The 13,831-nt window shown below is 70.0% G+C and carries 13 protein-coding genes and 1 riboswitch; of the genes, 10 read left to right on the top strand and 3 right to left on the bottom strand.

Going from position 1 to position 13,831, the window contains the following annotated elements; translation table 11 throughout:
• Positions 1-5: 5 nt before the first annotated feature.
• A riboswitch (cobalamin riboswitch) is annotated at positions 6-201 on the top strand.
• Positions 202-229: 28 nt separating this feature from the next.
• From Sdi02f_RS06445 to Sdi02f_RS06425, 5 genes are all read left to right on the top strand, one after another.
• Complete coding sequence (locus tag Sdi02f_RS06445; protein ID WP_108932859.1) at positions 230-1,255, top strand: ABC transporter substrate-binding protein; 1,026 nt, start codon at positions 230-232, stop codon at positions 1,253-1,255.
• Positions 1,252-2,367 carry a FecCD family ABC transporter permease gene (locus Sdi02f_RS06440; protein WP_108932858.1) on the top strand — a complete coding sequence of 372 codons (1,116 nt, stop codon included), beginning with the start codon at positions 1,252-1,254 and terminating at the stop codon, positions 2,365-2,367. Before Sdi02f_RS06445 ends, Sdi02f_RS06440 begins: the two co-directional genes overlap by 4 nt.
• Positions 2,364-3,164, top strand: coding sequence for an ABC transporter ATP-binding protein (locus tag Sdi02f_RS06435; protein WP_031085030.1), 801 nt, complete (start codon positions 2,364-2,366; stop codon positions 3,162-3,164). Before Sdi02f_RS06440 ends, Sdi02f_RS06435 begins: the two co-directional genes overlap by 4 nt.
• A gap of 276 nt (positions 3,165-3,440) precedes the next feature.
• On the top strand, positions 3,441-4,244 hold the full coding sequence (locus Sdi02f_RS06430) for an alpha/beta fold hydrolase (protein WP_031085028.1): 804 nt from the start codon (positions 3,441-3,443) through the stop codon (positions 4,242-4,244).
• Positions 4,244-5,530, top strand: a complete 1,287-nt coding sequence (locus tag Sdi02f_RS06425; protein ID WP_108932857.1) for a PP2C family protein-serine/threonine phosphatase — start codon at positions 4,244-4,246, stop codon at positions 5,528-5,530. Before Sdi02f_RS06430 ends, Sdi02f_RS06425 begins: the two co-directional genes overlap by 1 nt.
• A gap of 30 nt (positions 5,531-5,560) precedes the next feature.
• Here the strand turns inward: Sdi02f_RS06425 and Sdi02f_RS06420 are convergent, their stop codons facing one another.
• Positions 5,561-5,917, bottom strand: coding sequence for a helix-turn-helix transcriptional regulator (locus Sdi02f_RS06420; RefSeq protein WP_031051043.1), 357 nt, complete (start codon positions 5,915-5,917; stop codon positions 5,561-5,563).
• 251 nt (positions 5,918-6,168) lie between these two features.
• Here Sdi02f_RS06420 and Sdi02f_RS06415 point away from each other — a divergent pair, with 251 nt between their 5' ends.
• From Sdi02f_RS06415 to Sdi02f_RS06395, 5 genes are all read left to right on the top strand, one after another.
• On the top strand, positions 6,169-6,552 hold the full coding sequence (locus tag Sdi02f_RS06415) for an STAS domain-containing protein (RefSeq protein ID WP_031085024.1): 384 nt from the start codon (positions 6,169-6,171) through the stop codon (positions 6,550-6,552).
• A 182-nt stretch (positions 6,553-6,734) separates the two neighbouring features.
• Positions 6,735-6,977 carry a DUF5133 domain-containing protein gene (locus Sdi02f_RS06410; protein ID WP_031185502.1) on the top strand — a complete coding sequence of 81 codons (243 nt, stop codon included), beginning with the start codon at positions 6,735-6,737 and terminating at the stop codon, positions 6,975-6,977.
• Positions 6,978-7,882: 905 nt separating this feature from the next.
• Positions 7,883-9,913, top strand: coding sequence for a SpoIIE family protein phosphatase (locus Sdi02f_RS06405; protein ID WP_159107631.1), 2,031 nt, complete (start codon positions 7,883-7,885; stop codon positions 9,911-9,913).
• Between the two features lie 252 nt (positions 9,914-10,165).
• Positions 10,166-10,336: a 50S ribosomal protein L32 gene (gene rpmF, locus Sdi02f_RS06400; protein WP_007387878.1), complete on the top strand. Its 171-nt coding sequence runs from the start codon at positions 10,166-10,168 to the stop codon at positions 10,334-10,336.
• Between the two features lie 7 nt (positions 10,337-10,343).
• On the top strand, positions 10,344-11,531 hold the full coding sequence (locus Sdi02f_RS06395) for a GTP-binding protein (RefSeq protein WP_053663992.1): 1,188 nt from the start codon (positions 10,344-10,346) through the stop codon (positions 11,529-11,531).
• A 224-nt stretch (positions 11,532-11,755) separates the two neighbouring features.
• On the opposite strand, the gene Sdi02f_RS06390 is transcribed toward Sdi02f_RS06395, so the two are convergent.
• Both Sdi02f_RS06390 and Sdi02f_RS06385 read right to left on the bottom strand, forming a co-directional pair.
• Entirely contained in the window at positions 11,756-12,067 is a 312-nt protein-coding gene (locus tag Sdi02f_RS06390) for a hypothetical protein (protein WP_051783386.1), read from the bottom strand.
• Positions 12,068-12,393: 326 nt separating this feature from the next.
• Positions 12,394-13,800, bottom strand: coding sequence for a salicylate synthase (locus tag Sdi02f_RS06385; protein WP_030401132.1), 1,407 nt, complete (start codon positions 13,798-13,800; stop codon positions 12,394-12,396).
• Between the last annotated feature and the right edge of the window lie 31 nt (positions 13,801-13,831).

Raw genomic sequence — 13,831 nt, 5'->3', positions numbered from 1 at the left:
GCCCTTTCACCTCCGACTCAAGGGGTCGTAGGATCATCTGGTCATCGCCGCGACGGGAGACAGGAAGCCGGTGCGAATCCGGCACGGTCCCGCCACTGTGACCGGGGAGCGCCCCTCCGACATGCCACTGCGCCGAGCGCGGGAAGGCGGAGGGAACGTCGATCCGGGAGTCAGGACACTGGTCCGTCGCGGGCCCGTCCCAAGGAGCGCGGACTCCAGGAGGCTTCACGTGTCCCCTTCGTTCACCCCTGCCCGCACATGCGGGTTTCTCCGTGCCGCGGCCACTGCCCTGGCTCTCTCCTCCGTGCTGCTGGCCACCGGCTGCGATGCGTCCGGCGTGGGCGGCGGCGACGCGAAGGCCACGGCTGCCGTGCCGGCGGGCTTCCCGGTCACCGTCGACAACTGCGGCGTGAGGACGACGTACGAAGAGCCGCCGTCGCGGGTGGTCACCATCCACCAGCACCCGGCGGAACTCATGCTCGCCCTCGGCCTGAAGGACCGCATGGTCGGCACGGCCTTCCCCGACTCCGCCGTCCTGCCCGAGCTGAAGCAGGACTACGAGTCGATCCCCGAACTGGCGAAGAAGGAACCGTCGTTCGAGAAGATCCTGGACGCCGAGCCGGACCTCGTCTACGGCGGCTACGGAAGCGCCTTCGCCGAGAACGAGGGCCGCTCCCGCAAGGCGTTCGCCGACGCCGGCATCGACACCCACCTCAACCGCGAGTACTGCGGCAAGAAGCGCGTGACGATGAAGGACACCTACGACGAGATCCGCACCATCGGCAAGATCTTCGGCGTGCCCGACCGGGCGGACGAGCTGGTCGCCGGCCTCCGGGCACGGGTCGACAAGGCCACCACCGCCGTCGAGGGCGAGCCCCGGGTGCCCGTCTTCGTCTACGACAGCGGCGACAAGAGCGCCTTCACCGCGGGCGGCAAGGGCCTCGGTACCGAACTGATCCGGCTGGCCGGCGGCGAGAACGTCTTCGCCGACCTGGACGACGTCTTCGGCGACGTCTCCTGGGAGCAGGTCGTCGAGCGCAAACCCGAGGTCATCGCCGTCTACGACTACGCCGGTGCCGGTAGCGTCGAGGAGAAGAAAAGGTTCCTGCTCTCCCAGCCCGCGCTCGCCGACGTACCCGCCATCAGGAACAAGCGGTTCGTCGTCCTGCCGCTGACCGCCACGCTGGTCGGCATCCGCTCGGCCTACGCGGTCGAGGACCTGGCCCGCGGACTGCACCCCGAGAGCTTCCGGTGATCCCGTCCGTCACCGGCACGCCCGCCGAGCGGACGGTTCGACGGCGAAAGGCCGACGAGTCGGGGGTGGGCCGTACAAAGTGGGCCGTCACACTGCTGGTACTCACCGCCTTGCTCACGGTCTCCGCAACGGCGGGCCTCGCGATCGGCTCCGTGCGCGTACCGCCGGGCCAGGTGTGGGGCATCGTGACGCACGCGCTGGGTGCCGACTGGCAGCAGCCGGACTGGTCGCGGGCCCGGGAGACCATCGTGGTGGACGTGCGGGCGCCGCGGGTGCTGCTCGGTGCGGTCACCGGCGCCGGCCTGGCGGTGATCGGCACCGCCCTGCAGGCCCTGGTGCGCAACCCGCTCGCCGAGCCGTACCTGCTCGGCGTCTCCTCCGGGGCGTCGCTCGGCGCGGTCTCGGTCATCGTGTTCGGGTTCACCCTCTTCGGACCGGCCTCCCTGTCGGTGGCCGCCTTCGTGGGCGCCCTGGGCGCGCTCGTCCTCGTGTACGCCACCGCCCGCACCGGCGGACGCATCACCTCGTCGCGGCTGGTGCTGTCCGGAGTGGCGATCGCGGCGGTGCTCACCGCGGTCCTCGATCTGCTGCTGCTCACCACCGGCCGGGGCAACGAGGCCCGCGCGGTCCTCGCCTGGACCCTGGGTGGTCTCGGCGGCGTCAACTGGGGAACGCTGTGGCTGCCGAGCACGGCCCTGCTGCTCGGCGTCGGCGTCCTCATGGTCCAGGCCCGCAACCTGAACCTGCTGCTGGCCGGTGAGGAGGCGGCCACCACCATGGGCCTGGACGTCGCCCGCTTCCGCGCCCGGCTGTTCGTCCTGCTCTCCCTCGTCACGGGCGTGCTGGTCGCGGCGGCCGGACCGATCGGCTTCGTCGGCCTGATGATGCCGCACATCGTGCGCCTGTTCGTCGGCGGCGACCACCGCCGGGTCCTGCCGACGGCGGCACTCGGCGGAGCGGTCTTCCTCATCTGGGCCGACATCGCCGCACGGACGATCGCCGCACCGATGGAGATACCCGTCGGCGTGCTCACCGCCCTGTGCGGCGGGCCCTTCTTCCTGTGGCTGATGCGCCGGGACGCCCGACGCGGCACCGACCGAGGAGTGGCATGACCGCGACCGGCACCACCCCGACGGAACTGCGCGTCGACGGCGTCACACTCACCGCCGGAGCCCGCCACCTGGTGCGCGACGTCTCCCTGACCGCCCGCCCGGGCGAGACCGTCGGCCTCGTCGGCCCCAACGGCAGCGGCAAGTCCAGCCTCCTGCGCACCGTCTACCGCGTCCTGCGTCCCGACGCCGGCCAGGTCCGGGTCGACGGGGACGACGCCTGGGCGCTGCCGGTACGGCAACTGGCCCGCACCGTGGCGGCGGTGGTCCAGACCTCGGCCGCCGACTTCGATCTCGCCGTCCGCGAGGTCGTCGCCATGGGCCGCACCCCGCACAAAGGACTCCTCGCCGGTGACACCCCCGAGGACGCCGACCTCGTCGACCGCGCACTCCTCGCGGTCGACGCCGTCCATCTGGCCGACCGCCCCTTCGACCGTCTCTCCGGCGGTGAGCGCCAGCGCGTCCTCATCGCCCGCGCCCTCGCTCAACAGCCCACCCTCCTGGTCCTCGACGAACCCACCAACCACCTCGACATCCGCCACCAACTGTCCGTGCTCAGCACCCTGCGCCGCCTCCCCACCACCGTGCTGCTCGCCCTGCACGACCTCAACCTGGCCGCCTACTACTGCGACCGCCTCTACGTCCTCCACGACGGCAGGGTCACCGCCTCCGGACGGCCCGCCGACATCCTCACCCCGCAACTCCTGGCCGAGGTCTACGGAGTGACGGCGGAAGTCGCCACCCACCCGCGTACGGGCGCCCCGCAGGTGACGTTCCTCCCCGAAGAGCCACGCAGCTGAAGGGCAGGCCTGCAGGTGCACGAGCTAGCTGTGCCAGCGCTGCGGCAGCGTCCTGGAACTGCCGCACGACGCGGAGCTCACCGAGGACCAGGGCTGGGGTCCGCCGAGATATCGAGCGACGGGGAGATAGCGTCCGGCACTCCTGGGTACGCGGACCCTGCCCGTTCCGTCTCTGCATGGCGTACGCATGTGCCTGAGCAGGAAAGACGGCGGCTGGGACATGGGGAAGAGCGGTCCCGTTGCCGGGAAGGCGGGGGAACCTGAGAAGGTGGATGCATGGACGTCAAGCGCAGGAACAACGTCACGGTCACGGGCAACCCGCTGGGGCGTACGGTGCTGCTCGCCCACGGGTTCGGCTGTGACCAGAACATGTGGCGGCACACCCTGCCGGCTCTGGTCGACGACTACCGGGTGGTGCTCTTCGACTACGTGGGTTCGGGACGTTCGGACCTGTCCGCCTTCTCCGAAGACCGCTACACGTCCTTGGACGGCTACGCCACGGACGTGGTGGAGATCTGTGAGGCGCTCGACCTGCGCGACGCGGTCTTCGTCGGTCACTCGGTGAGCGCGATGATCGGCGTGCTGGCCGCCGGAAGGGTTCCGTCGCGGATCGGCGCTCTGGTGATGGTCGCGCCGTCCCCCTGCTACATCGACGAGGAAGGTTACCGCGGCGGCTTCAGCGCCGAGGACATCGACGAGCTGCTCACCTCCCTGGAGTCGAACTATCTGGGCTGGTCGGCGACGATGGCACCGGTCATCATGGGCAACGCCGACCGGCCGGAGCTGGGCGAGGAGCTGAAGAACAGCTTCTGCGCCACGGACCCGGACATCGCCCGGATCTTCGCCCGGACCACCTTCCTCTCCGACTCGAGGCAGGACCTCAAGGGCGTCGGGGTGCCGACGCTCATACTGGAGTGCACGCAGGACGTCATCGCCCCCCGGGAGGTCGGGGCGTTCGTGCACCAGGCCATCGCGGGCTCGACCCTGATCACGCTGGACGCCACCGGGCACTGTCCGCAGCTGTCCGCGCCCGAGGCGACCAATGCGGCGATCACCGACTTCCTGGCGCGTCTGCGGTGATGTGCCGCACCGGGCACGAGCCCGACCCCTCCGACCCGGACAACGGCGAGGCGTCGAGCGCGGCTTTCGCCTCCCTGCTGGAGGACAGCGCGGAGGAACTCTACGAGAGCGCGCCCTGCGGGTATCTGTCCACGCTGATGGACGGCACCATTTGCAAGATCAACGCCACGCTGCTCGGGTGGCTGGGCCTTGAGCGGGCGAGCGTGGTCGGCAGGCTGCGCTTCACCGACCTGCTCACCGTGGGGGGCAAGCTCTACCACGAGACGCACTTCGCGCCTCTGCTTCGGATGCAGGGCCGGATCAGCGGGATCGCGCTGGAGGTGAAGCAGGCCGACGGCGGCCGCATTCCGGTCCTGGTCTCGTCCGTCGTGAAACACGGCAGCTCCGGCGAGCCCCTGCTGATCCGCACCACCGTCTTCGACGCCCGCGACCGCCGCTCCTACGAAGAGGAACTGCTCCGCGCCCGGAAGGCCGCGGAACGAGCGCGTGAGCAGGCGGAAGCGGACCGGGCCAGGCTCCAGGACGCCCTGGCCGTTCTCCAGCAGTCGCTGCTGCCGGCGGATCTGCCGTCCGTACCGGGGATGGAAGCGGCCGCGCACTACCGCACCGCTTCCCCCGACCGCCTCGGCGGCGACTTCTACGACCTCTTCCCCAGTGACGGAAAGAGCTTCGCCTTCTTCCTCGGTGACGTGTGCGGCAAGGGTCCCGAGGCCGCCGCGGTCACCTCGCTGACCCGCTACACCCTGCGCGCCGCGGCCGCGCACGACCCGGACCCGGTCGCCGCGCTGACAACCCTCAACCAGGCACTCCACGAGCGCTACAACGGGAGTGACCCGCGCTACTGCACCGTGATCTTCGGCACGTTGGAGCCGGACACAGCATCCGGGAAGGTCACCGTCCGACTCGCCTCGGGCGGCCACCCGCCGGCCCTGGTCCTGCGCGCCGACGGCACGGCCGACTTCCTGCCCACGCCGGGCGGCCTCCTCGTCGGCATCCTGCCCACGGCCTCGTTCGCCACCGCCACGACGGTCCTGGGAGCCGGGGACACCCTCCTCCTGTACACCGACGGCCTGACCGAAGCCCGTACGGGGGAGGACCGTAGCGCTTTGTACGGAGACGAGGCCCTGCGTGCCCTGGCGGCCTCACACGCCGGCGAGTCGCCCCAGGCCGTGGTGGAAGCTCTGGCGGCACTGCTGGACGGCTTCGGTGACGGCCTCGACGACGACACCGCTCTCCTCGCACTCGGCGTCCCCGCCCCGGCCCCCACGCACCAGGCCACCTCATGACCTCCCGCGTGATCGGACCGCCCAGCCCTTCTATCGCGCGGCGCTGAAGCGGGCCGCAGGGGAGGTGCCGGCGGACCGTCCGTGGTCCGTCTCGTCCTGCACGAGCAGCGACAGCAGCGCGGCCACGGTCAGGCCCGCTTCCGCCGGGTGGCGAAGAACCTTGTCCGGTTCGATGCGGTAGGTGTTGCTGCGTCCGTCGCGGGTGTGGGAGAGGTAGCCGTCCTGTTCCAGGTCGGAGATGATCCGCTGGACGGCGCGTTCGGTGAGTCTGCAGTGGGCGGCGATGTCGCGAATCCGCACGTTTGGATTGTCCGCGATGGCCGCGAGTACACGTGCGTGGTTGGTGACGAACGTCCATCCGGAGTGAGATTCAGGCAGTTCAACCATGCGCAGCATCCTAGGGACTACTTTTGCCCGACATCCTATACGTGACATACGTGTCGCGCAATGACGTCGGTTTGCAGCAAAGGTGTCGCAGGCCGTGACGGGGCGCCTGCCTCCGCCGTCCGGGCCGCGCTCCGCCGGCGACCCGCACACGCAACCATGAGACCGTCTTTGCGTGACACCAAATACATGACATACTTTTCGCGCTAAAGGTAACGTGTTCCGTCCAGGGGGAGACGGAGGAGGGACCGAGAGTGTTTTCGGATGAAGCGGTCGCAGCGTGCTCGCACACCGGCCAGAGCCGGCTCCCGGTCACGGACCCACCCACGCAGACGCAGTACGAACTGCACGGAGCCCGGGTCGTCAGCGCCCAAGGCTCGTACGACATGCACTCGATCGAGCCGTTGGCCGTCGCACTGGAAGCCGCGGCCAAGGAATCCCCGAGGGTGGTCCTGGACGCCTCCGGCATCGCCTTCGCCGACTCCACCCTGCTGAATCTACTGATCCTCACCCACCGGGCGACCGACTTCAGAGTGGCCTCACCGACGCCCCAAGTGCAGCGGCTTCTGCACATCACCGGCGTCGACACCGTCCTGAAGGTGCTGGCGACGGTGGAGGAGGCCGCCATCGACCAGTGACAAGGCCCCGCCTGAACGCGAGCCGTGTCGCTTGGAGACGCGGACAAGGGGCATCCGACGTTCTGCCTGACGCTCCCGGATGTGGACCGTGGCCGTCAGGCGCCATGAAGACGGTCGATTCCCCCTGGCACGGTCGGCCGTGCCAGGGGGGAAGGACTTGCGACGGGAGAGGAAAGACATCCGTGATCCTTCCGGCCGAACAGGAACTGCGGGCCGTACTGGCCCGGTTCGCCCAGGCGCGCATCGACCACGAGGTGCGTCCCACCGGCTTCACGAGCAGGCTCCTCGAAGACGCCACGTACACCCTGTGCGTGTTGACCGGGGCCCGCACCGCCGAACAGGCCCTGCGCACGGCGGACACCCTGCTCGAACAGTACGCCGGACGCGCCAACGTCTCCGTGAAGGACGAGACTTTGGCTGCCTGAGACGAGGGCGGCCACCAGGCTCCTCCCCCGGCCGGGGCCCGCGGTCCGGGTCGAGGGGAGGAATTCCCTGCAGGCAACGGCGGGTCCGCCGCCCCTGCCGGAACGGCGGCGGACCCGAGCACATGAGGAAGTGAGACAGACATGGGCGACACCGGGCTTCGGCGACGTACCGGGACGAGCAGCAGGCCGGCCGGCGACATCCCGGCACCACAGTGGCGGAACCTCTTCCTGGCGCCCGACTGGGGCCCCGATGACCAGTCCGTCATCGAGGAAACGAGGGGCCGGTCCGAGTACTTCACCAGTGCGCGCCGTCCGCGCGGCGCCGGTCGCCGACCGAGTCGCAGGAGCGCGTGACTCCGCCCGACGCGCCGGGTCGGTACCGGCATCCTCGCCTGAGGCGAGCCCCACCACCCACGCCACTCATGTCGCGATGATTCGGCCAGGGAGCCCCTCTCCAACGGTGCCGGGTGGCTGTGCAGGAGGAGGGCGACGTCTGAACTGATCATCGCCATCACGCCCCGGCGGACGCCCGCGCCGAAGCGGGTCACCACGGCTGTCCTCACACCGGGTACACACTGGATCAACCCTTCCGCGGGACGCTGATGCGGGAGGAGGTGGCCCTGTTTGGCGTAGGGCCACGGGCGCGGCCGGTGTGCTCGTCATTGGATGGTACTCATGACCGCAAAGGAGCGCGGGCCCGCCGACCGGGCCTGGCGGGGCCGAAGAACCATGCGTCACCGGTGCGGGGCGGGGCGTCCGAGTCCAGGCGTGCCGAGCGGTAGCCCTGATGCCGGCTGGGGAGGGGCGCGAGGTGATGGCAGTGCTCCGGCGGCCTTCCGGTCTGAGCCGAGCCCGGCAGACGCACGGCGCGGAGGGCGGGCATGAGCTCGAGGAGAGCGCTCGACGTGCGGCTCTTCGATGAGACGGTGGCGGCGGTCGCGTTGTTCGCGGGCGCTGAGCACCGGTTGGTCTATCAGAACGAGGCATGTGCCAGGCTGCTCGGAGCCCGGCCGGTCGGACTGCCCGCGAGGGAGGCGTTCCCCGAACCGGATGCCGGAGAGTTCCTGACGGTGCTGGACGAGGTGGTCGCCACCGGGCGGCCGCGTCAGCTTCCCGAGGCGCGCGAGCCCGACCCTGGTGCCCCGGAGCAGGCCCGGTACTTCGTGTACTCCTGTACGCCCGTCACGATGTCCGAAGGGCGCGGCGCGATGGTCGTCGCGCTGGATACCACGGCCGAGACGATGGCACTCGAGCGGTACGAGGCGGTCGTGACGGCCGTCTCGCAGATGGTGTGGGTGCTGCGTGCGGACGGATCCGCGCAGGAACTCGTCCCCGGCTGGCAGCAGTTGACCGGGAGCCCTTGGCGCGACCGGATGGACGAGCAGTGGGGTGCGCATATCCATCCCCATGACCGGGCGCGCCTTCGGCAGGAGTGGTATGCCGCCCTCGCCAAGGAGTCCCCCGGGCTGTTCGAGACAACGTTCCGGGTGCGGGCTTCCGACGGCTCGTACCGTCATATGTCGACGCGGTGTGTGCCCATCCTTCGCAACGGCCGCGCCGAGGAATGGATCGCCGCGACCGACGACGTCCAGGACACATGGAGCGCCACACTGCGCGAACGCCTTCTCGCAGAGATCGCACAAGTGTCCGGTGGGGGCCTGGACGAGTCCTTCGCCGCGGTGGCGAAGGCAATCGTCCCGGAGCTCGCGGACGCCTGCGTGATCATGCTCCTGGACCACGAGGAGTGGCCCCCGCCCGAACACGTACCTGTCACGGCCAGACGGGCCGCCTCCGCCACCCGCCACGGCTTGCCGGCTCGGCCTCCGCTGCAGGACCAGACAGTCGTCATCAGCGGCACGGTCCGAGACGTGCTGGCGAGACGCGCTCCCTGCACCTTCGATCTGTCGGCAGGCAAGGGGATGCCACCAGGCATTGTCCCGACAGTCACCGAGCAATGGCTGAGGAGCGCGGACGCCACCAGCCTGACCCTGTACCCGCTGGTGGCGGAGGACGTCGTTCTCGGCTATGCCGCCACCAGCGCGAACGGGAACTCCCCCGCTCCCGGCCCCGCCGACACCACGCTGATACAAGGGATCTTCCGTGCCTCGGAACGACCCATCCGCAAGGCCCTCGACCTGCAGCGGGCCCGCCGCACCGCTCTGCGCCTCCAGCATGCCCATCTCACCAGCCCGCCGGCCGTTCCCGGTGCGAGCCTGGCCGCCTGCTACGAGCCGGCCAGCTCCGCGAACGAGATCGGCGGCGACTGGTACGACGCCGTCATCCACGCCGAGGACACCCTCGTACTCGACATCGGAGACGTCTCCGGACACGACCTCACAGCAGCCACCGCCATGGGACAGCTGCGCAGCATGCTCAGGGGCCTTGCCTGGAACAACGGCCCAGAATGCCTGCCCTCGGCCGTCCTGACCATGCTGGAGGACGCCGCCGAAGGGCTCGACATCGCCTCCTTCACGACCGCCGTCCACGCCCGCCTGCAACGTCGCCCCGAAGGCGCATGGCACATGACCTGGTCCAACGCCGGACACCCGCCGCCGCTGCTCATCCCCGCCCGGGCTGATCCCTACTTCCTCACCGGCGCGGACACGGACCCCCCACTCTGCGTCGCCCCGGTCCTCCCCCGTACCAGCCACACCCACATCCTCGCCCCCGGAGACACCCTCCTGCTTTACACCGACGGCCTCATCGAAACCCCCACCGCATCCCTCGACGACGGCCAGCACAGACTCCTGACCGCGGCCGCACACCAACGCGGCGCTTCCCTGTCCGATCTTCTCGGTTCCCTCCAGCGCAGTCTCTCCGACAACCGCGACGACATCGCTCTCATCGCCTTCCGAGCCGACCCACCCACCTCGGCCCCACCCGGTCACCGCGGCCCACTCCGTGGGCGAGCAACCCGCCAGCGGCCCGGACGCTGAGTTCCTCCCGTTCGGCATGGATCGGCGCACGTTCCTCATCCTGGTACGCGAGTCGCTTCGGGAACTGCTGGGCCGCCGTCCACGACCACGCCTTGGGCCGGCCAAGTCAGCATGGCTGAGCTGCGGTTGACCCCCGGAGCATCACACGAGCGTTCAGCGTCACGGTGCGAAGGGACGCGACAGCGCCGATCGTAATGACATCCATTTTCATGTATCGTCTGTCCCGCTCACCGATCGCACCCGGAGGTCCTCATGGCCGTACCCAAACGCAAAATGTCGCGCAGCAACACACGGCACCGTCGCGCGCAGTGGAAGGCCACGACGCCGCAGTTGGTGACCGTCACGGTGGACGGCGTGCCGTACCTCGTTCCGCAGCGGCTCGCCAAGGCGTACGAGCGCGGCCTCCTCCGTCCGGAAGGCTGAACCCGGCATGGCCCACGCCCCCTCGCGGCGCCTTCCCGTCACCGTCCTGTCCGGGTTCCTGGGCGCCGGAAAGACCACTCTGCTCAATCACGTCCTCCGTAACCGTGAAGGGCTGCGCGTCGCGGTCGTCGTCAATGACATGAGCGAGGTCAACATCGACGCCGCCCTGGTGCGCGGCGGCGAGGCCGCCCTGTCCCGCACCGAGGAACGCCTGGTCGAGATGACCAACGGGTGCATCTGCTGCACCCTGCGCGACGATCTGCTGGAGGAAGTCGACGGGTTGGCACGCGAGGGGCGTTTCGACTACCTCCTCATCGAGTCCTCCGGCATTTCCGAGCCCATGCCGGTGGCCGCCACCTTCGCCTTCGCCCGCGACGACGGCGCCACCCTCGGCGACCTGGCCCGGCTGGACACGATGGTCACGGTCGTGGACGCCGCCAACTTCCTGCCCGAGCTGGCCGGCGGCGACGAACTGACCGAACGCGGCCTGGACCAGTACGAGAACGACGAACGCACGGTCAGCGACCTGCTGATGGACCAGATCGAGTTCGCCGACGTCATCGTCCTCAACAAGCTCGACCTCGTCGACGCCGCGTCCGCCGACCGGCTGCGGGCCACCCTCGCCCGCCTCAACCCCGCCGCCCGCGTGGTGCCGGCCGTGCGGGGGCGCATACCGGTGGGCGACATTCTGGGCACCGGCCGCTTCGACCTGGAACGGGCGCAGCAGGCTCCGGGCTGGGTTCGGGAACTCAACGGCGACCACGTTCCCGAGACGGAGGAGTACGGCATCTCGTCGACCGTCTTCCGCTCCTCAACGCCCTTCCACCCGGGACGGCTGTGGACGTTCGTGACCCAGGCGCTGGACAGCGGCGCCTACGGGGAAGTCCTCCGGTCCAAGGGCTTCTTCACCCTCGCCAGCCGACCCCTGGTGACGGGACTGTGGTCGCAGGCCGGCTCGGTGGCCCGCTTCGAGCCCTCCTCCGCCCGTGACGCCGACAGCCCGTACGCCCAGGAACTCGTCTTCATCGGAACGCATGTGGACGCGGAGCCGCTGCGGGCGGCCCTGACCGACTGCCTCATGCGGGAAGGCGAAGCCCCGCCCGCTTCCGACCCCTTCCCTGCCTGGGACACCTACGGCTTCGACGAGAGCTGCGCGCACGAGCACGACCCCCTCACCACCGTGACGGGGCGCTGAAACTCCGGGCCGGGCGGTGGTCGCAGCCACGGCACCGCCCGGCCCGGGACGGTGCGGGAGACTCTCCTCATACCGCTGCATGCCGGCGCTGTCTCGATGAGAAGCGACTTCTTTGGTTCTGCACCAGCCTTTTCCCCAGACGACGCGGAAGCACACGAAAATGCACCCCTTGAAGAAGGGGTGCATTTCGTTTGTCGCTGGAGGGGTGCGCGTAGAGCGGTCTGTCAGTGGTCGTCCCAGTGGTCGTCGTGAGCGGCGTGCCGGTGACCGTCGTGCACGTAGTCCATGTGGTCGCCGTGGGGAACCGCGACATGCCCACAGCCCTCGCCGTGCACGTGGGCGTGTTCGCCATGCTCCCGGTGTTCGCCCGCCTCGCACTCATCCACGTGGCCGTCGTGCTCGCGGTGCAGATGGCCGTCGTGGACGTAGTCGATGTGACCCTCGTGAGGGACTGCCACGTGCCCGCAGCCCTCACCATGCGCATGGTCGTGCGCGGGATGCGGCTGATGCTGCAAGGATGTCGCCACTTCACTCATCTCCATGAATGCAGACCACCGCTCATGCACGACGGCGGCTTCCATCACCGTTTCTCTTTTCCACCTTCGCGTAAAGAGGCTGCCACGGGAGGCCCCTCCGGGCAAACAGGCCAATGACGCGGCATTTTATCGACAACGATTTTCCCTGCCACGTCATGGAATCGGCGGTCTCACGCGCAGGCCCTTTCGACTGCCCCATTCAGTGGTGGACAGGCCCATGTCGGCGAGGACCTCGTCCGGGGTGGGAGGTGTGGGTCCTTACGGGCCAGACCGTGGCGGCGGCCGAGGCGCCGCCGCAGAGGGGCGCCTGGCTCACGCGGACGCGGTCAGCCCGTGGCGTACCTCAGGTGCGGGGCGACGCTGCGGAGCTTCTCGCAGGTCTCCTCGATCTCGCGTTCGGGGCTGGACTGAGCGGTGACGCCCGCGCCCGCGCGCAGCCACGTCTCGTTGCCCTCACCGATGAGTGTGCGCAGGACGAGGGCGGCGTCGAGGGCACCGCCGGTACTCCCCCGGAAGACCGCGCCGGCGTACAGACCGCGGGGTCCCTCTTCGTGGCGGGCCAGTGCCTGGAGGGCGGAGCGTTTGGAGACGCCGGTGGCGGTGATCGCGGGGAAGAGGGAGGCGAAGGCGTCCCAAGTTCCGGCATCGGGCCGCAGCCGGCCTGTCAGCCGCGACGCGAGGTGTTGCACCGAACCGCGCGGCCGGACCGTCATGAACTCCTCCACGGCGACGGACCCGGGCTGACACACGGCCGCCATCTCGTCCCAGGCCAGGCGCACGGACACGGCGTGCTCGTGTATCTCCTTGGGATCGGTGAGCAGTTCCGCGCGCAGGCGCTCGTTCTCCGCCGGGTCCGTACCGCGGGCGCGGGTGCCGGCGAGCGGCTGGGTGCTGACGCGGCCGTTCTCCCCGACCTCCAGGACCGTCTCCGGGCTGAACCCGGCGGCCCGGTAGCCGCCGAGATCCAACAGGTAGGAACGGGCCGGTGTGTTGGCCCGGCGGCCGGCGAGGTACGTCGCGGTGAAGTCCACGGGTGGTCCGGCGGGCAGCGGGACCTTCCGGGAGACGACGGCCTTCTCCAGGAGCCCGGCACGGATGTCCTCGACCGTCCGGGACACCGCGTCGCCGTAGGCGGCGGCGCCGGCCGCGACGATGCGCTCGGTCACGTCCCAAGGGGTCTCCTCCGGTGGGCGTTGCCGGGGCGTCGGCTCCGCCAGCAGGTCGGCGACCTTGCGGAGCCACGCCTCGTCCGCCGCGCGGACCACGGTCCGGTCGCCGGTGAGGGTCACCTCGACGGACGGAATCAGTGCGTGCAGCACAGGAGCGTCACCGGTGGCCGCGGGGTCGGCGTGGAGGAGGTGGGCCAGTTCGAAGGCCGCCCAGCCGTAGAAGTGACGTCCGCCGTCGTGCGCACCGTGCGCGGCCGACAGGGCGCTCAGTGCGTCGGAGAACACCGTCAGTGGCCTGCCGTCGGTGGGGGCGGTCCAGGTGCGTCCCGCCGCCCGCGCGGTGAGGGTGGCCGGGTGCGCGGTGAGGCTCACGGCGGAGCCGGCCGCGAAGTGCCAGACACCGCCCGCTGCCTCGTAGACCATGTACTGGTCGGCGAGAGCGGCTCGGGCCAGGTGGGTGGCGGCGGCCGCGAGGTCACGGCACGGCTCCAGGGTGCTCGAGTGCAGGAGTGCCGGGACGGAACTCGTCCACGAGTCCCACATGTTCCTCGAACGGGTGCTCATCGTGTCGTGCCTTCCTTCTGACGCTGCGGCT

The sequence above is a fragment of the Streptomyces ardesiacus genome (assembly GCF_003112575.1).
GTDB lineage: Bacteria > Actinomycetota > Actinomycetes > Streptomycetales > Streptomycetaceae > Streptomyces > Streptomyces ardesiacus.
The sequence above is the reverse complement of the archived record's forward strand: the minus strand, read 5'-3'. Positions and strand labels throughout refer to the sequence as shown.